This is a genomic window from Rhizobium sophoriradicis (assembly GCF_003939025.1).
Classification (GTDB): Bacteria; Pseudomonadota; Alphaproteobacteria; order Rhizobiales; family Rhizobiaceae; genus Rhizobium; species Rhizobium sophoriradicis.
On record NZ_RQIH01000004.1, the window covers coordinates 120,896 to 140,586 of the forward strand.

A 19,691-nucleotide genomic window follows, 5' to 3' on the forward strand; every position below is an offset into this window, starting at 1 on the left:
GTCGGGCATCGCCTCAGAAGGTTTGTCCGGCAATCGCGACCAGGTGTTCGACGACAGGGCCGAGCGCCAGCGCCGGAAAGAAGGTCAGGCCGCCGACGATCAGGATCGTGCCGACGAGCAGGCCGACGAAGAGCGGACCGTCTGTCGGGAAAGTGCCTGCCGAGGCCGGCACCGTCTTCTTGGCCATTAGCGAGCCGGCAATGGCGAGCGCCGGGATGATGACCAGGAAGCGGCCGGCGAGCATGCCGATGCCGAGCGTCACATTGTACCAGGGCGTATTGCCCGTCAGGCCACCGAAAGCCGAGCCGTTATTGGCCGCAGCCGAGGTATAGGCATAGAGGATTTCGGAGAAGCCGTGCGGGCCGGCAGTGCCGATCGAGGCGACGGCGGAAGGCAGCACCGTGGCGATCGCGGTGAAGACCAGCATGGCGAGCGGCAGGCAGAGGATGGCGAGGACGGCCATCTTCATTTCCTTCGCCTCGATCTTCTTGCCGAGATATTCCGGCGTGCGGCCAACCATCAGGCCGGCGACAAAGACGGCGACGATGATGAACAGCAGGATGCCGTAGAAGCCGGCGCCGACACCGCCGACGATGATTTCGCCGAGCTGCATGTTGATCAGCGGAATGAGGCCGCCGAGCGCGGTAAAGCTGCCAAGCATCGCGTTGACCGCGCCGCAGGAGGCGGCCGTGGTGATGACGGCAAACAGCGACGACAGGGCGACGCCGAAGCGAACCTCCTTGCCCTCCATATTGCCGCCCTGAATGCCGAAGGCATGCATCAGCGGATTGCCGGCGGCTTCCGCCCAATAGGTGACGATAACGCCGGCGAGGAACAGCACGCCCATCGTGGCAAGGATCGCCCAGCCCTGGCGCTGGTTGCCGACCATGCGGCCGAAGACATTGGTCAGCGCCGCGCCGATGGCGAAGATCGAGACCATCTGGATGAGGTTGGAGATCGCGTCCGGGTTTTCGAACGGATGGGCGGAATTGGCGTTGAAGAAGCCGCCGCCATTGGTGCCGAGCATCTTGATCGCAAGCTGCGAGGCGACGGGGCCGACGGCGATCGTCTGCTGCGCGCCTTCGAGCGTCATCGCATTGACGTAAGGCCCAAGCGTCTGCGGCACGCCGAGATAGACGTAGACCAGCGTCAGCACGATTGAGATCGGCAGCAGCACATAGAAGGTTGCCCTGGTCATATCGACCCAGAAATTGCCGATGGCCTTGCCTGAAGCGCGCGAGAAGACGCGGATGAAGGCGAGCGCGATGGCGATCCCCGTCGCTGCGGAGACGAAGTTCTGGACGGTGAAGCCGGCCATCTGGGTGAGATAGGACATGGTGCTTTCGCCGCCGTAATTCTGCCAGTTCGTGTTGGTGACGAAGCTGACGGCGGTGTTGAAGGAAAGCTCCGGCGGGATGGCCGCCATGCCGGCCGGATTATAGGGCAGGCCGGCCTGCAGCCGCTGCAGCGCGTAAAGGACGATGACACCGAGAAGATTGAACATCAGCATGGCGAAGGCATAGGAGGTCCAATGCTGCTCCTCGCCTTTGCTGGTGCCGGCGGCGCGGTAAAGCCCCCGTTCGATGGGAACGAGGACTGGCGACAGAAACGTACGCTCGCCGCTGAAGACACGCGTCATATAGCCGCCGAGCGGTTTGACGAGCGCAAGAACGATCCCGCAAAAGAGCAGGATCTGAAGCCATCCGTTGAGGGTCATGGAGGTAGACTTTCAATACCCGGCTGCTGCTCGGCCGCGAATGCGCGACCTCGGAAGCGCCGGTTCTTTTCAGAAGCGTTCTGGGCGAAGCAGAGCGTAGGTGAGGTAGACGGTAAGAAACACGGTCACGGCACCGCTCAAGACGTAGTCGAGGGTCATCGTCGTTTCTCCGGTCACAGCCTGTCACAGGCTCTGGTGTAGGCAAAGCACAGCGCGAAGAATAGGATCGCGGTGCCGAGCAGAATGATATCCATCATGATCGTGACTCCTGTTGCTTTCTTGGAGTCAGACAAGACAAAGGGCGCCATCCCGGGGAAGGGCCGCCTTTCATGCTTTCTGGCGTGGAGATGATCGTTGGATCTCTCGGGCATGAATATGGAGCCGGAGGGCATAAAGGTTCGAGACGGCCGAACGGCCATCAATATAAAAATCTTATAAATGCTTTTCGGCGAGCGGGCTAAGGATCGACCCGAAACTGGTATTGGCCTTCGGCGCTGCGGCCGTCCATCGATAGGACGCGCCAGTCGAGCGTATAGAGGCCGGGCGCCATGGCAGGATCGAGAGGGATCTTGAAGATCGATCCCTCGGGGCCGGAGAGAAACGGCTTGCCGGTGGGAAGCGCCGTACCCTCGGCATCGAGCAGCACGGCCGTCGAACGGGCAAGATCGACCGGGCCGGTGAAGGTGAGCTCGAGGTTGGCCGGCGCCAGCATTTCTTCCTGCTGCTGCGGCGGAAGCGCGGCTTGTTCCAAGGCGGCAGACGCTTCACTTGCGGTGAAGAGAAGGGAGGCGAACAGACAGAATGACGCGATCGACTTCATGATGGTCTTCCTTATCGTGTCGATCCGCATGTGCCCGGACCCGTCATGCTTCCGGGACGTCATGCCGACGCTTCGATAATAACGCTGCGGCGGATGATTTCGATCCTTAGATTTTGCGATAATGCGCCCCGACCAGTCTTCGAACCTGAATCTTTCGGATTATAGAAAATGGGCATTTAATCACATGTTGAGCAAAAGCTTGCATGGCGCGATTGAATTGCCGCCTTTAACGGTCTTATAGTCCGTGTCGACGGCACCCGCTGAATCGCGGGGGCAAAAGGGAAGGAAACCGATCATGACCAAAGTCCGTGCGCTGGTGCTGGAGCGCCAGCATGAACTTGCGCTTCGCGATATCGATCTGCCGCTGGAGACAGGACCGGGGCAGGTCAAGATCAAGATTCATACCGTCGGCGTTTGCGGCTCGGACGTGCATTATTATACCCACGGCAAGATCGGTCCCTTCGTCGTAAACGCGCCGATGGTGCTCGGCCATGAGGCGGCCGGCACGGTGGTCGAGGTCGGGGCTGGCGTCACGCATCTGAAAGCCGGCGACCGCGTCTGCATGGAGCCCGGCATTCCCGATCCGAATTCCAAGGCAAGCCGGCTCGGCCTGTATAATATCGATCCCGCCGTCAGTTTCTGGGCGACACCGCCGGTGCATGGCGTGCTGACGCCGGAGGTCGTGCATCCCGCCAATTATACGTTCAAGCTGCCCGACAATGTCAGCTTTGCCGAAGGCGCCATGGTCGAGCCCTTCGCCGTCGGCATGCAGGCGGCTGGTAAGGCAAAGATCGCGCCCGGCGATACCGCCATCGTCCTCGGCGCCGGGCCGATCGGCACGATGGTGGCGATCGCCGCCCTTGCCGGCGGCTGCGCCCGGGCGATCGTCGCCGATCTCGCCCAGCCGAAGCTCGATATTGCCGCGCAGTACCAGGGTGTTATCCCGATCAATATCCGCGAGAAGAACCTGATCGAGGAAGTCGCCCGCTTGACCGACGGCTGGGGTGCGGATGTTGTTTTCGAATGCTCCGGTTCGCCGAAGGCTTGGGAGACGATCATGGCGCTGCCGCGCCCGGGCGGCGTCATCGTCGCCGTCGGCCTGCCGGTCAACTCGATCGGTTTCGACGTCTCGACGGCAACGACCAAGGAGATCCGCATCGAAACGGTGTTCCGTTACGCCCATCAATATGAGCGCGCGATCGCGCTGCTCGGCTCGGGGCGCGTCGACCTGAAGCCGCTGATATCAGAGACCTTCACATTCGAGGATTCGATCAAGGCCTTCGATCGCGCCGTCGAGGCCCGGCCGAGCGACGTGAAGCTGCAGATCGTGATGGAGTAGGGCGCCGCCGCACCACTTCTATAAGTGCCTGGCACTCGGTTTCATCTTGCGGAAGACAAGGGCGGCGGCTGCGACAACAGCCGCGGCTCCGACCGCGATCAGCAGATGGCGGTGAAGGGGGAGGTGGCCCAAAGTCTGCTGGATTCCGTGCCCGAAGAGATAACCGAGCGTGGTGAAAAGCTGTCCCCAGACCAGTGCGGCTACCGCATTCAGGACGACGAATTTCCCGGTCGATATCCCAGTCGTGCCGATGACGACGGGGCTGATCGTCCGCAAACCGACCAGGAAACGAAAGGCAAGGATGAAGCCTGTGGGATATGTTTCGAGAAGCCGAGTGACGCGGGCAAGCGCCGGTCTCTCCATCAGCCGGCGAACGAAGCTCCATCGGGCGGCGTAACGGCCGGCGAAGAACCAGAACTGATCGCCGGCGAAGGATCCTGCCACGGCCGCGGATGCCGCCGCCCAATAGCTCAGCAGCCCGCGATGAGCAACCACGCCGCCGAGGAAGGCGGCCGTCTCGCCTTCAATGGCCGCACCCAGGAAGATCGCCAACAGGCCGTAATTCTCGATCAGCAGTTCGATAGACATGACGGCTCGCTCTCACCTTCCCGAAGCGTCAGGTCACGATCAAACGGGCTTCAAATCGCCAAGCAGCGTCGGGATCAGCTCCGATACCGTCGGATGGATCGGCACCGACCATTTCAGCGTGGGATAGGTTGTGCCGGCATTCATCGCGTCGATCAGGCCGTGGATCACCTCGTCGCCCTCGATGCCCAATATCGCCGCGCCGAGAATCTCCTTGGTTTCGGCGTCGGCAATCACCTTCATGAAGCCCTTGGTCTCGCCGCGCTCGTTGGCACGGCCGACGCGGCTCATCGGCCGGGTCGAGACCATGATCCTGCGCCCCGACTCGCGCGCTTGCTTCTCCGTCATGCCGACGCGGCCGAGCGGCGGGTCGATGTAGAGCGCATAGGCGGGGATGCGGTTCGAGACCTTGCGGTCGTCGCCGTCCAGCAGATTGGCGGCGGCGATCTCGAAATCATTGTAGGACGTGTGGGTGAAGGCGCCGCGGCCGTTGCAGTCGCCGAGCGCAAAGATGCCCTCGACATTGGTGGCGAGCTTGTCGTCGACCGTGATGTATCCTCGCTTGTCGGTGACGACGCCGGCGGCATCGAGGTCGAGATCGTCGGTATTCGGCTTGCGGCCGGTGGCGATCAGCACGTGACTTGCATCGATCTTCGCCGAGCCGGCGGTGACGCTCACGCCATTGCCGTTTCCAGCGAAGGCAATGTTGCCGGCATCGGTATGGACGTCGATGCCTTCTGAACGCAGGATCTCGGCGATAGCATCGGATATGTCCTCGTCCTCGCGCGAAGCAAGCTTCGGGCCGTGCTCGATGACGCTGACTTCGGCGCCGAAGCGGCGATACATCTGCGCGAATTCCAGCCCGATATAGCTGCCGCCGATAACGGCCAAATGCCGCGGCAGCGTGTCGAGACGAATGATCGAGGTGCTGGTGAGGTAGTCGATGTCATCGATGCCAGGCAGCTTGGGAACGACGGGCCGGGCTCCGACATTGAGGAAGATGCGCGGCGCGCTGAGGGACTCGCCGTTGACGCTGACGGTCTTCGGACCCTCGAAGCGGGCATGACCATAGATCACGCTCATGCCGTCCATCCCGGCAAACCAGCCGATCAGGCCGTTGCGGGCATTCATCGTCACCGTTTCGGCGCGGGCTCTGACCACTTTCATGTCGATGGCAATATCGCCCCCGATATTGACGCCGTAGGCGGCAGCGCTTCTGGCGACATGGGCGGCGCGGGCGCTGGCGACCAGCGTCTTCGTCGGCATGCAGCCTGTATTGACGCAGGTGCCGCCGAGGAATTTGCGCTCGATCAGCGCCACCTTCATGCCCTTTTCGACCATGCGGGCGGCAAGAAATGGACCGGCCTGGCCGGCGCCGATGACGATGGCGTCGAAGCTTTTCATGACAAGGTCCCCACGATCAGCGCCGCACCGATGACGGCGGCCGGCAGGTCCCTGCCGAAGGACGCGGCAAGTCTGGCCCGGACGGCGGCGCCACCATAGGTCCCGATGACGGCGCCGATCACGCCGGCGATCAGCCCGCCGAAGAGCAGACTGCTGACTGCGCCGATTGTCGCGCCGACAAGCGCCCCGGAGGCGATACGGGCGGCGAACTGCATGGGCACCTTGCGCGATGGCGTTGACGGCAGCTGGTCGGCGACCAGTTCAACGATGGCGAGAAGCGTGAAGATCCACGGGGTCCAGCGGTAACCCATGAAGGCAAGCGGCGTCTGCGAGACGTCGAGCCAGCCGAGCGCCGCGCCCCAGGCGACGGCGGCCGGCGCCGTCATGGTGCGAAGGCCCGAGATGACACCGATCAGCAATGCAAGCAGCAGAAACATGCGCGATCCCCTCATTGCCGGCGTCGTGCCGCGAGAGGGAAGGTTGCACATTGTCAGGCGTGTGGCAATTCGCCAAGCCGAACCGACGGTTTAGTTCGCAAAGGCGGCGATGCCGGTGATCGCCCGGCCGATGATCAGCGCGTGAATGTCGTGCGTGCCCTCATAGGTGTTGACCACTTCGAGGTTGACGAGGTGGCGGGCGATGCCGAATTCGTCGGCTGTTGCGCTTGAGGATCGAGGTCAGCTCCACCGGCGGATGGCCTTCCTCCTTCATGCGGCCGAGCCGCAGGCAGCCCTGCAGGCCGAGCGAGATCTCCGCCGCCATGTCGGCGAGCTTCTTCTGGATGAGCTGGTTGGCGGCGAGCGGCCGGCCGAACTGCTTGCGCTCGAGCGTATATTGCCGTGCCCTGGCATAACAATCTTCGGCAGCCCCGAGCGCGCCCCAGGCAATGCCGAAACGGGCCGAGTTGAGGCAGGTGAACGGTCCCTTGAGGCCGGTGACGCCGGGCAGCAGGTTTTCCTCCGGTACGAAGACTGCGTCCATCACTACTTCGCCGGTGATCGAGGCGCGCAGGCCGACCTTGCCGTGGATGGCCGGCGCCGAAAGCCCCTTCCAGCCCTTTTCGAGGATGAAGCCGCGGATGAGGCCGTCTTCGGTCTTGGCCCAGACGACGAAGACATCGGCGATCGGCGCATTCGAGATCCAGGTCTTCGAGCCGGTGAGGCTGTAGCCGCCGTCGACCTTCCTGGCGCGTGTCGCCATCGAGCCGGGATCGGAGCCGTGATCGGGTTCGGTCAGGCCGAAACAGCCGATCCATTCGCCGGCGGCCAGTTTCGGCAGGTATTTCAGCTTCTGTGCCTCGGACCCGAAGGTGTCGATCGGCACCATCACCAGCGAGGACTGCACGCTCATCATCGAACGGTAACCGCTGTCGACCCGCTCGATCTCGCGGGCGATCAGGCCATAGGCGGTGTAACCGAGGCCGGCGCCGCCATATTCGGGAGAAATCGTCGGCCCGAGCAGACCGAGTTCGCCCATTTCGCGGAAGATTGCCGGATCGGTCTTTTCGCTGCGGAAGGCCTCGAGAACACGCGGCGCGAGCTTTTGCTGCGCATATGCATGGGCGGTATCCTGCACCATGCGCTCCTCGTTGGTCAGCTGCTCCAACAGGCGGAAGGGGTCGGCCCAGTCGAAAACCTCGCGCGTATGTTGCATGTCGGCGTCTCCTCACCCACTAGTCACGCTTGCTCGCTCAAGGTCGCATAGACCCGCCGGCCGACCGCGTCAACAGAAGGCGGCCCTATCGAAAAGACAGGGCGGGCCATCTTTTCAAAAGCGCCGGCATGCTCCACTTTGCCCGCGTTCGATTCTGGAATGAGGAGGCGGAAATGTCGTCAAGCGATCTGTTCGTATCGGCCGAAGGCGCCGAATGGGTCAATCCCGAGCCCGGCGTAACCAGGCGCATCATGACCTATCTGCCGGAGATGATGATGGTGGAAGTCGCCTTCGAAAGCGGCGCCGTCGGTGCGGCCCATTCGCATCCGCACATCCAGGCGAGTTATGTCGCCGAGGGCAGTTTCGAAGTGACGATCGACGGGCGGACTGAGGTGCTGCGGCAGGGCGGCAGTTTCATCGTGCCCCCCAATCTCGTCCATGGCGTCAAAGCGCTGGAAAAAGGCCGGCTGATCGATACGTTCACGCCGCACCGGGCCGAGTTCCTCAAATAGTCACGTTTCGGCGTCCGACCGCGCCGGTCCGGCTGGTGTGACATAGGGCGGCACGAAGCGTGCATCCTCGCCGCGCACCGCCGTGCGCAGGAAGTCGATAACGGCGCGTACCCGCGGCGCCTGTTTCAGGTCGCGATGGCAGGTGATCCAGTATTGGCGCTTGAGGTCGATCTCCGCGGGAAGCACGCGCACCAGCTCGGGGTAGCGGCTGGCGAAGAAATAGGGAAGGATGCAGAGGCCGAGGCCGTTTCGGGTGGCGGTCAGCTGCGCGAAGATGCTGGAACTCTGGAACTGCGGCTTGATGCGCGGATGCACATCGCTGAGGTAATCGAGACCCGGCGCGAAAATCATCTCCTCGATATAGCTGACGAAGGGATGCTCAAGCAGGTCGTCGCGGCAGGTGATATCAGGCGCCTTGGCCAGATAGTCGCGCGAGCCGTAGATCTGCAGGTGATAGTCGGTCAGTTTTTCGGCGAAATAGGGCCCGCCCTTCGGCTCGTCGAGCACGACGGAAAGATCGGCCTCCTTGCGTGACAGCGACATGATCTGCTGGATCGTCACCAGCTCGAGCGAGAGATGCGGATGCTGGGCGGCAAACCGGTGCAGCACGGTGGCGAAGAAGAAATTGGCAAAACCCTCCGGCGCGCTCAGGCGCACCAGGCCGCGTTGCGCCATCGAACCGTCGGCAAGATCGGCGCGCAGCCGCTCGGTCTCCTGCTCCATCTTCTCGGCCGTCTCGACAAAACGTGTGCCCATGGCGGTCAGCACGTAACCGCGCGGATTGCGTTCGAACAGCTTGACCTTGAGGGTGAATTCCAGCCGGTCGATGCGCCGCGAGACGGTGGCATGGCTGGAGCGCAGCTGGCGGGCCGCCGTCGACAGCTGCCCCGTGCGGGCGACGGCTAGAAAAAACTGAAGATCGTCCCAAGTAAACTGCGGTGGATTGTTCATTACGATCCCCTCTGTTCAAAAACGAACAGATACTGTTTGGAATTAGTTGTAAACCACCCGTTGCTTCAGCACGGAATTTCCTTGATCGTAAGGTGAGGGTCCGCCGTTCTGAGGAGTGCGGTTGGCCAAATCTGAACAGATCCGCAATCTGGCCAATCTCTGGGAGGAGATAATATGCGTAAGAATCTCATTGCATCAGTTGCATTTCTGCTGGCGAGCAGCACGGCGGTGCTCGCGCAGAGCGCGACCGACGGCAAGGTCAAGATCGGCATTCTGAACGACCAGTCGGGTGTCTATGCCGACTTCGGCGGCAAATCTTCCGTCGAAGCCGCCAAGATGGCGGTCGAGGATTTTGGCGGCAAAGTCCTTGGTGTGCCGGTCGAGATCGTCGATGCCGACCACCAGAACAAACCGGATATCGCCTCCAACATCGCCCGCCAGTGGTATGACACCGAGCAGGTGGATGCGATCATGGAACTGACGACGTCTTCCGTGGCGCTCGCCGTGCAGGCGATCGGCAAGGAAAAGAAGAAGATCGATATCGTCACCGGTGCGGCGACGACCGATCTGACCGGCAAGGCTTGCTCGCCCTACGGCTTCCACTGGGCCTACGATACGCATGCGCTCGCCGTCGGCACCGGCGGCGCGCTCGTCAAGCAGGGCGGCGACAGCTGGTTCTTCCTGACCGCCGACTATGCCTTCGGTTATTCGCTGGAGCAGCAGACCAGCGACTATGTCAAGGCGAGCGGCGGCACGGTCGTCGGCGCCGTCCGTCATCCGCTGTCGAGCCAGGATTTTTCGTCCTTCCTGCTGCAGGCGCAATCGTCCGGCGCCAAGGTGATCGGCCTTGCCAATGCCGGCCTCGATACCTCGAACGCCATCAAGCAGGCGGCCGAATTCGGCATCACCCAGGGCGGCCAGCATCTGGCGGCGCTGCTCTTTACGCTCGCCGAAGTCCATGGCCTCGGCCTCGAGGCGGCGCAGGGCCTGACGCTGACCGAAGGTTTTTACTGGAACCGCGACGACGAAAGCCGCGCCTTCGCCAAGAAGTTCTTCGCCCGCACCGGCAAGATGCCGAACATGGTCCACACCGGCACCTATTCGGCGGTGACGCAATATCTGAAGGCGGTGCAGAAGGCCGGCACCGACGAGACGGAGGCCGTTGCCAAACTCTTGCATGAAATGCCGGTTGACGACGTCTTCGGTCGTGGCGGCACGGTCGGCGCCAATGGCCGCATGATTCACGACATGTACCTGCTGCAGGTCAAGAAGCCTTCCGAAAGCAAGGAGCCGTGGGATTACTTCAACGTGCTTGCCACCATTCCCGGTAAGGAGGCCTATATCGATCCCGCCAAGAGCGGCTGCGATCTGGTGAAGTGAGCGAAATGGCGGTTTCCGCGATTGAAACGCAGGAAAAGCCGCGGGTGGTACTATCCGCCCGCGGCCTGCGCCGCGATTTCGGCGGCTTCACGGCCGTCAAGGACGTCGATCTCGATGTGCATGACGCCAGCGTGCATGCGCTGATCGGCCCGAACGGCGCCGGCAAGACCACGGTCTTCAACCTGCTGACGAAGTTCCTGCAGCCGACGGCGGGCACCATCACGCTAATGGGCACCGACATCACGTATACGCCGCCCGATAAGGTGGCGCGCATGGGGCTGGTGCGCTCCTTCCAGATCTCGGCGGTTTTTCCGCATCTGTCCGTTCTCGACAATGTGCGGGTGGCGTTGCAGCGGCCGAACAATCTGTCCACCCAGTTCTGGCGGCCGCTCTCGGCGCTCGACCGGCTGAACGAGCGCGCCGAGCAGCTGCTCGCCAGCGTCGGGCTTTCCAAGGAGCGCGATCATATCGCCGCCGATCTTTCCTATGGCCGCAAGCGGGTGCTGGAGATCGCCACGACGCTGGCGCTCGATCCGAAGGTGCTGCTGCTCGACGAGCCGATGGCCGGCATGGGGCTGGAGGATGTCGGCGTCGTCTCGGCGATCATCCGCGAGGTCGCCCGCGACCGGGCGGTGTTGATGGTAGAGCACAATCTCTCCGTCGTCGCCAATATCTGCCAGCATGTCACGGTGCTGCAGCGCGGCGAGATTCTCGCCGAGGGCGATTATGCCACCGTCAGCCAGGACGAACGCGTGCGGGTCGCCTATATGGGCACGGAGGAGCATTGATGGCCGATCTCCTCGAAGTCCAGGGACTGAACGCCTGGTATGGCGAAAGCCACATCCTGCACGGCGTCGATATGCGGCTGGCCGAAGGCGAGACGATCACGATTCTCGGCCGCAATGGCGTCGGCAAGACGACGACGCTGCGCACCATCACCGGCATCGTGCGCGCCCGCAAGGGCAAGATCAGCTTTGCCGGCAGCGACATGATGCAAGTGCCGCTGCACAATACGGCGCATCGCGGCATCGGCTTCGTGCCGGAGGAGCGCGGCATCTTCTCGACGCTCACCGTCTCGGAGAACCTGCTGCTGCCGCCTGTCGTGGCCAAGGGCGGCATGACGCTCGACGAAATTTACGAGCTCTTTCCCAATCTCTACGAGCGCCGCGGCAGCCCCGGAACCAAGCTTTCCGGCGGCGAGCAGCAGATGCTGGCGATCGCCCGAATCCTGCGCACCGGTGTCCGGCTGCTCATTCTCGACGAGCCGACCGAGGGGCTTGCCCCTGTTATCGTCCAGCGCATCGGCGAGGTGCTGCAGACGCTGAAAGGACGCGGCATGACGATCCTGCTCGTCGAGCAGAATTTCCGCTTCGCCAGCCGTATTGCCGATCGCTTCTATCTGATGGATCATGGCCAGATGGTGTCGGAATTCCCGGTCGGCGAACTGCCGCAGCGCATGGATACGCTGCACAAGGTTCTGGGAGTATGACCAGATGACGATGATCTTCGGCATTCCCCTGCAGGCGCTGCTCGGCCAGCTCTTGATCGGCCTGATCAACGGCTCCTTCTATGCGCTGCTCAGCCTCGGCCTCGCCATCATTTTCGGCCTGCTGCGGGTGATCAACTTTGCCCATGGCGCGCAATATATGCTCGGCGCCTTCGTCGCCTATCTGCTGCTCACCTATGCCGGCATCGGCTACTGGCCGTCGCTGATCCTGGCGCCCGTTATCGTCGGTCTTGCCGGTGCGATCATCGAGCGGCTGTTCCTGCGCCGGCTCTACGATCTCGATCCGCTCTACGGCCTGCTCTTCACCTTCGGGCTGGCGCTCGCCGTGGAAGGCACCTTCCGCTATCTCTACGGCTCGTCCGGCCAGCCTTATGCGACCCCGGCGGCGCTCGCCGGCGGGGCCAATCTCGGCTTCATGTTCCTGCCGATCTATCGCGGCTGGGTGGTCGTGGTCTCGCTGGTCGTCTGCCTCGGCACATGGCTGCTGATCGAGAAGACCAAGCTCGGCGCCTATCTCCGGGCCGCCACCGAAAACGCCGTGCTGGTGCAGGTCTTCGGCGTCAACGTGCCGGTGCTCTTGACCTTCACCTACGCGCTCGGTGCCGGTCTTGCCGCCTTTGCCGGGGTGCTGGCCGCACCGATCTACCAGGTCTCGCCGCTGATGGGCTCGAATATGATCATCGTCGTCTTCGCCGTCGTCGTGGTCGGCGGCATGGGGTCGATCATGGGCGCGATCGTGACCGGTTATGTGCTCGGCGTCGCCGAGGGCCTGACCAAGGTCTTCTATCCCGAGGCCTCCAACACCGTGATCTTCGTCATCATGGCGATCGTGCTTCTCATCAGGCCCGCGGGCCTCTTCGGCCGGGATGCTTGACATGGCTGACATCACCGAAACCATCCGAACGGAAAAAAGCCGGACCGCCCTTTCGGTGCAGGCGGGCTTCCTGCTTGCCGGGCTGCTGTTCCTGCTACTGGCGCCCTTCTTCTTCTATCCGATCTTCCTGATGAAGCTGCTCTGCTTCGCGCTTTTCGCCTGCGCCTTCAATCTGCTGCTCGGCTATACCGGCCTGCTGTCCTTCGGCCACGCCACCTTCTTCGGCGGTGCGGCCTATTTCACCGCCTATACGGTGAAGTCATGGGGCCTGCCGCCGGAACTCGGCATCCTGATCGGCGTCGTCGGCGCGGCGCTTCTCGGACTGGTCATGGGCTTCTTCGCCATCCGCCGCCAGGGCATCTACTTCGCAATGATTACCCTGGCGCTGTCGCAGATGTTCTTTTTCTTCTGCCTGCAGGCGGAGTTCACCGAAGGCGAGGACGGCATCCAGTCGGTGCCGCGCGGCCATCTCTTCGGCTTCATCGACCTGAGCAACTCGACCAACATGTATTATTTCGTGCTGGCCGTTTTCCTCATCGGCATCCTGATCATCTGGCGCTTCATCAATTCGCCGTTCGGCATGATCCTGAAATCGATCCGTGAAAACGAAAATCGCGCCACTTCGCTCGGCTACTCCGTGGCGCGCTACAAGCTCGGCGCCTTCGTCATGTCGGCAGCGCTGGCGGGGCTGGCGGGCGCGATGAAATCGCTGGTCTTCCAGTTCGCGACCCTGACCGACGTCGCCTGGCAGATGTCGGGCGAGGTGATCCTGATGACGCTGCTCGGCGGTATCGGAACGCTGGTCGGACCGCTCTTCGGCGCGGGGCTTGTCGTGGCGCTGCAAAATTATCTCGCCACGTCGGAATTCCCGGTGACGATCATCACCGGCGTCGTCTTCATGATCTGCGTGCTGATCTTCCGCCGCGGCATCATCGGCGAATTCTACGCTTCGCGGCTCGGGCGGAAACTGGGCTTCGTCTATCGCCGCTGAACGGGCGGACCTCTCTTTCCCAGGAACGATTTCCTTCCCGGCAAAGAGATTGGCGGCGGCAATGCGACTCTCCCTCTCCCCGTCCCGCGGGGAGAGGGAGGCAGGGGCATCTGGGGCTTCGTGCAGGGCACATGGATCGTTACGACTACATCATCATCGGGGCAGGCAGCGCCGGCTGTGTGCTTGCCAACCGGCTTTCTGCCGACGGCAAGAGCAGGGTGCTGCTGCTCGAAGCCGGCGGCAGCGACAATTACCACTGGATTCATATCCCGGTCGGCTATCTCTATTGCATCAACAATCCGCGCACCGACTGGTGCTTCACCACGGCGCCGGAAACCGGATTGAACGGCCGGGCGCTAAGCTATCCGCGCGGCAAGGTGCTCGGCGGCTGCTCGTCGATCAACGGCATGATCTATATGCGCGGCCAGGCGCGCGACTACGATCTCTGGCGGCAGATGGGCTGCACCGGCTGGGGCTGGGACGATATCCTGCCGTTCTTTCGCAAATCCGAGGATTTTTATCGCGGCGCCGACGAGATGCATGGGGCCGGCGGCGAATGGCGCATCGAGAAGGCGCGCGTGCGCTGGGCCGTGCTCGACGCCTTCCAGCAGGCGGCGAGAGAAGCCGGCATTCGGGAGACGGCGGATTTCAACCGCGGCAGCAATGAAGGTTCCGGCTATTTCGACGTCAACCAGCGTTCCGGCATTCGCTGGAACACCTCGAAAGCCTTCCTGCGCCCGGCGCGCAAGCGCTCCAACCTGACCGTGCTGACCAAGGCGCAGGTCCGGCGGCTGCTGGTGGAGGAGGGGGCCGTCGCCGGCGTTGAATTCCAGCACGACGGCGTGGCGAAACGCGCTTATGCCGCCCGAGAAACCATCCTTTCGGCCGGTTCGATCGGCTCGCCGCATATTCTCGAACTCTCCGGCATCGGCCGGGGCGATGTGCTGCAGCGGGCGGGCGTCGATGTCGTCACCGAGGTCAAGGGTGTTGGCGAGAACCTGCAGGACCATCTGCAGCTGCGCCTGGCCTATAAGGTGACCGGCGTTCCGACACTGAACGAGAAGGCGACGAAGCTGATCGGCAAGGCAGCGATCGGGCTCGAATATCTCGTCCGCCGTTCCGGGCCGATGGCGATGGCGCCGAGCCAGCTCGGCATCTTCACCCGTTCCGGGCCGGACCGGGAGACGCCGGATTTGCAATATCACGTGCAGCCGGTGTCGCTGGAGAAGTTCGGCGATCCCGTCCACCCTTTCCCGGCGATCACGGCGAGCGTCTGCAATCTGCGGCCGGAGAGCCGGGGTTCGGTGCACCTGTCGAGCCCGGATTTTGCCGCCCAGCCGACGATCAGCCCGAAATACCTCTCGACGCAGCGCGATCGTGACATAGCTGTCCGTTCGATACGGTTGACGCGCAAGATCGTCGCGCAGCCGTCCTTCGCGAGGTTCAAGCCGGAGGAGTTCAAGCCGGGCCCCAGCTATCAGACCGAGGCCGATCTGGAGCGGGCGGCGGGCGATATCGGCACGACGATCTTCCATCCGGTCGGCACCTGCCGCATGGGCGCCGACAGGGACAGCGTCGTCGATCCGCGGCTGAGGTTCCGGGCGCTCGGCAAGCTCAGGATCGCCGATGCCTCGGTGATGCCGTCGATCACCTCGGGCAACACCAATTCGCCGACGATCATGATCGCCGAAAAGGCGGCGGCGATGATCCTCGAAGACAATCGATAGGAGAAGACCATGGCAAGGATCGCATTCATCGGGCTTGGCAATATGGGCGGGCCGATGGCGGCCAATCTCGTCAAGAGGGGTCACGAGGTTCTCGGTTTCGATCTCGCGGCCTCGGTGCTGAAGGCGGCGGAGGCGAGCGGCGTCAAGCCGGCAAGCCATGCCAGCCAGGCGGTCAAGGACGCGGAGATCGTCATCACAATGCTGCCGCAGGGCCGGCACGTGCTGACGGCCTGGACCGATATCCTGCAGACGGCGGCGCAGGACACGCTGGTGATCGATTGCTCCACCATCGATGTCGACAGCAGCCGCAAGGCGCATGAGATGGCCAAGGCCGCAGGCTGCCTGTCGCTCGACGCGCCCGTCTCCGGCGGCACCGGCGGGGCGAGCGCCGGCACGTTGACCTTCATGGCGGGCGGCTCGGACGAGGCCTTCGCCAAGGCGAAGCCGATCCTCGAGGCCATGGGCAAGAGGATTGTCCATTGCGGCGAGGCGGGCGCCGGCCAGGCGGCAAAGATCTGCAACAACATGATATTAGGCATCTCGATGGTCGGCGTATGCGAAGCCTTCGTGCTTGCCGAAAAACTCGGCCTCTCGCATCAGGCGCTGTTCGACGTCGCCTCCACGTCGTCCGGCCAATGCTGGTCGCTCAATACCTATTGCCCGGTGCCCGGACCGGTGCCGACCTCGCCCGCCAATAACGGCTACAAACCGGGTTTCTCGGCGGCGCTGATGCTGAAGGATCTCAAGCTGTCGCAGGAGGCGGCACTGGCGAGCGGCGCTTCGACGCCGATGGGTGCGGAGGCGGCGCAGCTCTACGGGCTGTTCGAGAAGCAGGGCAATGGCGGACGGGATTTTTCCGCGATTATCGAGATGTTCCACGAGCGGAAGTAAGCAACGTTCGACACCTGCCGATGTTTGTTGTGCTGGCAGACCTTCGCCTCCCTCACCCTGTGGCCTCAGGCTGCTCATTGTTGCTGGAGGATGCGGTGTGGATGCTCGGCTCAAGGCCGAGCAGGACGGAGGGCGGGGCTGTGGATTCCAGGCTCAAGGCCTGGAATGACGGAGGGTGAGGTTGCGTTGCGCCAAACTCGCTGTCGGCGTAGCGGATGACGCCTCCCGGTGCCGGGTCGAAGCCGGCGCTATAACGGGCACCGAAAGCACCGCCCGCCGCCCGAAACCGTGGCGGCTCGTTTGGCGGTAACACGCCCCCACCTCCGTCATTCCAGGCCTTGAGCCTGGAATCCAGCCACGGCGCGTCGGCGCGGTGAATGAACCCAAAAGGCCTCGCAGGGAGTCTCCCGCGCTAAGGACTTGGGCGCGCTAGAGATTCCTGTGATGAGCACAGGAGGGAGAATGGAACGACGTTCTGGCGGACCTACTTTCGCGACAGCAGCCAGATGAGATAGGGGCCGCCGATCAGCGCGGCGAAGAGGCCGACCGGCACCTGGTAGGGATAGATGACGACCCGCGACAGCCAGTCCGCGGCTGTCAATACGCCGGCGCCGAAGATGAGGCTCGCGGCAAGCTGGTGGCCCGGCGCGCGGAAGCCGGCAAGGCGGGCAAGATGCGGGGCGATGAGGCCGGTGAGGCTGAGCGGGCCGACGAGGAACGAGGCGATCGCCGTCATCAGCGCGGCGAGGATGGCGAGCACCAGCCGGCTTGCCCCGACAGGAAGGCCGACAGCGCGACCGAGGCCTGCTCCGAGCGGCAGGATCGTCAGCCAGCGGCTGAGGAAAGGCAGAGGCGCGGTCAGCACGACCAGTGAGATGACGGCCATCCAGACTTCGAAGGTCCCGGCGCGGTTGGTCGAACCGGATAGCCAGGTGAGCAGGATATAGCCGCGCATATCGCCCTGGGCGAGCACCATCGTCACGATCGCCATGGCAAAGGCGCCGATGCCGACGCCGGCAAGCAGCATGCGTTCCGGCGAGAATTGCGCTTGGGCGGAAATGGCGATCATGGCGAGGAAGGCTGCCAGTGCGCCGATCGCCATGGAAAGCAGCATGGTGACGGGTGAGGGGAAGCCGAAGAGGAAGAGCGCCACGGTGAGGCCTGCGCCGGCGCCGCCGCTGACGCCCAGCACTTCGGGGCTGGCGATCGGATTGCCGGTCATCCTTTGCATGATGAAGCCGGCCGCCGCCAGCATGGCGCCGGCGCCGGCGGCTACCATCGTGCGCGGCAGGCGGAAGGGCAGGAGGTCGGCAAACAGCGCGCCGGTCGCCACATGCCAGCCGTTATCGGCCGGGCCGAACGTGAGAACGACGGCAAAGAGCAGGAGGAGGGCCGTGAAGAGCAAAGCAAGCGCCCGGATCGGCTTTGCGAGCCTGTTCAGCATTTCGGCCGGCCGGGCGGCAATGGCTGAAACGGAGTGCACGCGCGGCAGCAGAAAGAGCAGCAGCGGGCCGCCGAGCAGGGCGGTTGCGGCGCCCGTGGGCGCGAGATCGGTAAAACCGGGGCCGAGGACCTGGGTGAGGCAATCGGTCAGGAAGAGCAGGCCGGCGCCCGTCAGCGGCGCGGCCACCATCAGCCGGCCGGAGCTGCGCGTGCCGGCAAGCCTTGCCATCGCGGGTGCGGCGAGGCCGAGGAAGCCGATGATGCCGACCTCTGAGGTCACCGAGGCGGCGAGCCAGACGGCAAGGGCGACGATCGCCAGGCGAGTCGAATGCAGGGCAAGGCCGAGGCTTCTGGCGCCGCTGTCGTCGAGCGCGAGGATACGCAGCGGCCGCACCAGCAGTAGGGCGGCGGCAAAACCGATTACAAGCCGGGGACCAAGCGAGAGCACGCTGTGCCAATCCTGCTGGCTGAGCGAACCGGCGCCCCAGATATAGATCGACATGGCATATTCGCCGCGCGAAAGAATCAGCGTGACGCTGAGCGCCGATGCGATCAGGCTGACGATCATGCCGGAAAGCGCCACCGTCACTGGGTCGAGCCCGCGCCGCCAGCTCAGAGCCAGCACGATGGCGACGGCCGCGATGCCGCCGCCAAAGGCGATCATCTCGCGCGGCAAACCGATGAGCAGAGGCGAGACGCTCATGGCCGCCGTCATTGCCAGTTCCGCGCCGGCGGCGATGCCGAGCGTCGAGGCGTCGGCGATCGGATTGCGTAGCACACGCTGCAGCAATGCGCCGGAAAGGCCGAGTGCGGCGCCGGCGATCAGGGCCAGCGCGGCGCGGGGCATGATGCCGTGCCAGGACAGTATCCCATTCAGCGCGGCTGCATCGGCAGCGCCGTGCGGGACCTCAGGGCGCGTCACGATGAGGAGCGCGAAGGCGACAATGCAGAGCGTGGCGAAGATGATGCCGATGACAGGCGCGCCCGCGCGTCGTGCGGGCCTGGCGCGGCAAACCATTCCATGCATGGGCGAGCCCCTCCGCCAACAGGTCGGCAAAGCGGCCGGCGGCCGGCAGCGCGCCATAGGGATTGATCGAGCCGAGCATCAGCACGCGCTTTTCGCGCACGGCCGGCAAGGCATTCCAGAAGCCGCTGCTGGAGAGCGCAGCGAGAGCATCGGCCGGATGCGGGGGAATCATGACGATCCAGGCGTCGGGCATCGATGCCAATGTCTCGATGCCGATGGGGGCCGCCGCCGAGTAGCTGGTCGCACCCTGCCAGGCATTGGTCAGGCCGACGCGTTTCAGCACTTCACCGAACATGCTATCGGCGCCGAAGACGCGGAAATGCCTGGCGTCGCCGAGATTGATCGGGATGACCGGCCGCCCGTCGCCGGCCGTAAAGACAGAGCGGTGGCGGTCGAGCCGGGCTGAAAGCGCCTCGGTCAACTGCCTGGCGGCGGGAAGCTGCAGGCCCTCGCCGAGCGCAAGCGTTACCTGCTCGGCCAGCGCGAAGGGGCTTCCACCGGGCTTGTAGATCGCATGGCTCTCTACCGGCGCAATCAGGCGCATGCGCCCGTCGGCCCAGGCATAGAAGTTCGAATTGAAGATCAGCTCCGGTCGTGCAAACCGCAGCACCTCGAAATTGGGCGTGCCGCGGAGGCCGAGATCGGCCACCGTCGCCGGCACGTCAGGTGTGACGGCGACCTCGCGGAACTGCCGCAATTCGGTTGCCGCAACGACGTTGGCGCCGATGGCCAGCAGGGTTTCGAGCAGCGCCCAGTCGAGCGTGGCGACGCGCACGCCCTCCGCCGCCCGCACCAGCGCGGGGGCGGAGAGCGAGGCCACCGCACCGGTCAGAAATTGCCTGCGGGAGAAGTAAGCCAGAAAGGCCATGC

The 19,691-nt window shown here is 63.8% G+C and carries 18 protein-coding genes and 1 pseudogene; 9 read left to right on the forward strand and 10 right to left on the reverse strand.

Going from position 1 to position 19,691, the window contains the following annotated elements; genetic code table 11:
* Positions 1 to 13 precede the first annotated feature (13 nt).
* From kdpA to EFR00_RS07530, 3 genes are all read right to left on the reverse strand, one after another.
* Positions 14 to 1,717, reverse strand: coding sequence for a potassium-transporting ATPase subunit KdpA (kdpA, locus tag EFR00_RS07515; RefSeq protein WP_077989684.1), 1,704 nt, complete (start codon positions 1,715 to 1,717; stop codon positions 14 to 16).
* Positions 1,718 to 1,786: 69 nt separating this feature from the next.
* Positions 1,787 to 1,876, reverse strand: a complete 90-nt coding sequence (locus tag EFR00_RS07520; protein ID WP_003547774.1) for a K(+)-transporting ATPase subunit F — start codon at positions 1,874 to 1,876, stop codon at positions 1,787 to 1,789.
* Positions 1,877 to 2,174: 298 nt separating this feature from the next.
* A complete protein-coding gene (locus EFR00_RS07530; protein WP_040141436.1) occupies positions 2,175 to 2,537 on the reverse strand; it encodes a copper resistance CopC family protein in 363 nt (120 codons plus the stop codon).
* A 295-nt stretch (positions 2,538 to 2,832) separates the two neighbouring features.
* Between EFR00_RS07530 and EFR00_RS07535 the strand changes: the two genes are divergently transcribed.
* On the forward strand, positions 2,833 to 3,876 hold the full coding sequence (locus EFR00_RS07535) for an NAD(P)-dependent alcohol dehydrogenase (protein WP_077989682.1): 1,044 nt from the start codon (positions 2,833 to 2,835) through the stop codon (positions 3,874 to 3,876).
* A gap of 18 nt (positions 3,877 to 3,894) precedes the next feature.
* Here the strand turns inward: EFR00_RS07535 and EFR00_RS07540 are convergent, their stop codons facing one another.
* The 4 genes and pseudogenes from EFR00_RS07540 to EFR00_RS07555 form a co-directional block, all read right to left on the reverse strand.
* Positions 3,895 to 4,464, reverse strand: coding sequence for a DedA family protein (locus tag EFR00_RS07540; RefSeq protein WP_077989681.1), 570 nt, complete (start codon positions 4,462 to 4,464; stop codon positions 3,895 to 3,897).
* A gap of 39 nt (positions 4,465 to 4,503) precedes the next feature.
* Positions 4,504 to 5,865: an FAD-containing oxidoreductase gene (locus EFR00_RS07545; protein WP_077989680.1), complete on the reverse strand. Its 1,362-nt coding sequence runs from the start codon at positions 5,863 to 5,865 to the stop codon at positions 4,504 to 4,506.
* Entirely contained in the window at positions 5,862 to 6,302 is a 441-nt protein-coding gene (locus EFR00_RS07550; protein WP_077989679.1) for a DUF4126 family protein, read from the reverse strand. The genes EFR00_RS07545 and EFR00_RS07550 overlap by 4 nt, the downstream gene beginning before the upstream one ends.
* 90 nt (positions 6,303 to 6,392) lie before the next feature.
* A pseudogene (locus EFR00_RS07555) lies at positions 6,393 to 7,518 on the reverse strand (acyl-CoA dehydrogenase).
* A gap of 173 nt (positions 7,519 to 7,691) precedes the next feature.
* Between EFR00_RS07555 and EFR00_RS07560 the strand changes: the two are divergent.
* A complete protein-coding gene (locus EFR00_RS07560; RefSeq protein ID WP_003594586.1) occupies positions 7,692 to 8,030 on the forward strand; it encodes a cupin domain-containing protein in 339 nt (112 codons plus the stop codon).
* On the opposite strand, the gene EFR00_RS07565 is transcribed toward EFR00_RS07560, so the two are convergent.
* On the reverse strand, positions 8,031 to 8,981 hold the full coding sequence (locus EFR00_RS07565; RefSeq protein WP_040111457.1) for a LysR family transcriptional regulator: 951 nt from the start codon (positions 8,979 to 8,981) through the stop codon (positions 8,031 to 8,033).
* 174 nt (positions 8,982 to 9,155) lie between these two features.
* On the opposite strand from EFR00_RS07565, the gene EFR00_RS07570 reads away from it, so the two are divergent.
* From EFR00_RS07570 to mmsB, 7 genes are all read left to right on the forward strand, one after another.
* Positions 9,156 to 10,361 carry an ABC transporter substrate-binding protein gene (locus EFR00_RS07570; RefSeq protein WP_040141129.1) on the forward strand — a complete coding sequence of 402 codons (1,206 nt, stop codon included), beginning with the start codon at positions 9,156 to 9,158 and terminating at the stop codon, positions 10,359 to 10,361.
* A 5-nt stretch (positions 10,362 to 10,366) separates the two neighbouring features.
* On the forward strand, positions 10,367 to 11,149 hold the full coding sequence (locus tag EFR00_RS07575) for an ABC transporter ATP-binding protein (protein WP_040111459.1): 783 nt from the start codon (positions 10,367 to 10,369) through the stop codon (positions 11,147 to 11,149).
* Positions 11,149 to 11,850, forward strand: coding sequence for an ABC transporter ATP-binding protein (locus EFR00_RS07580; RefSeq protein WP_077989678.1), 702 nt, complete (start codon positions 11,149 to 11,151; stop codon positions 11,848 to 11,850). Before EFR00_RS07575 ends, EFR00_RS07580 begins: the two co-directional genes overlap by 1 nt.
* Positions 11,851 to 11,854: 4 nt before the next feature.
* Positions 11,855 to 12,742 carry a branched-chain amino acid ABC transporter permease gene (locus tag EFR00_RS07585; protein ID WP_040111461.1) on the forward strand — a complete coding sequence of 296 codons (888 nt, stop codon included), beginning with the start codon at positions 11,855 to 11,857 and terminating at the stop codon, positions 12,740 to 12,742.
* A gap of 1 nt (position 12,743) precedes the next feature.
* Positions 12,744 to 13,733: a branched-chain amino acid ABC transporter permease gene (locus EFR00_RS07590; RefSeq protein ID WP_009990055.1), complete on the forward strand. Its 990-nt coding sequence runs from the start codon at positions 12,744 to 12,746 to the stop codon at positions 13,731 to 13,733.
* A 131-nt stretch (positions 13,734 to 13,864) separates the two neighbouring features.
* The gene (locus tag EFR00_RS07595; protein ID WP_077989677.1) at positions 13,865 to 15,460 is read left to right on the forward strand and encodes a GMC family oxidoreductase; all 1,596 of its coding nucleotides are present in this window, start codon (positions 13,865 to 13,867) and stop codon (positions 15,458 to 15,460) included.
* Positions 15,461 to 15,469: 9 nt separating this feature from the next.
* Positions 15,470 to 16,351, forward strand: a complete 882-nt coding sequence (gene mmsB / locus EFR00_RS07600) for a 3-hydroxyisobutyrate dehydrogenase (protein ID WP_077989676.1) — start codon at positions 15,470 to 15,472, stop codon at positions 16,349 to 16,351.
* 484 nt (positions 16,352 to 16,835) lie between these two features.
* Here mmsB and fhuB read toward each other — a convergent pair whose 3' ends face one another.
* Positions 16,836 to 18,812 carry a Fe(3+)-hydroxamate ABC transporter permease FhuB gene (fhuB, locus tag EFR00_RS07605; RefSeq protein WP_077989773.1) on the reverse strand — a complete coding sequence of 659 codons (1,977 nt, stop codon included), beginning with the start codon at positions 18,810 to 18,812 and terminating at the stop codon, positions 16,836 to 16,838.
* Complete coding sequence (locus EFR00_RS07610; RefSeq protein WP_077989675.1) at positions 18,703 to 19,689, reverse strand: ABC transporter substrate-binding protein; 987 nt, start codon at positions 19,687 to 19,689, stop codon at positions 18,703 to 18,705. The genes fhuB and EFR00_RS07610 overlap by 110 nt, the downstream gene beginning before the upstream one ends.
* Positions 19,690 to 19,691 lie beyond the last annotated feature (2 nt).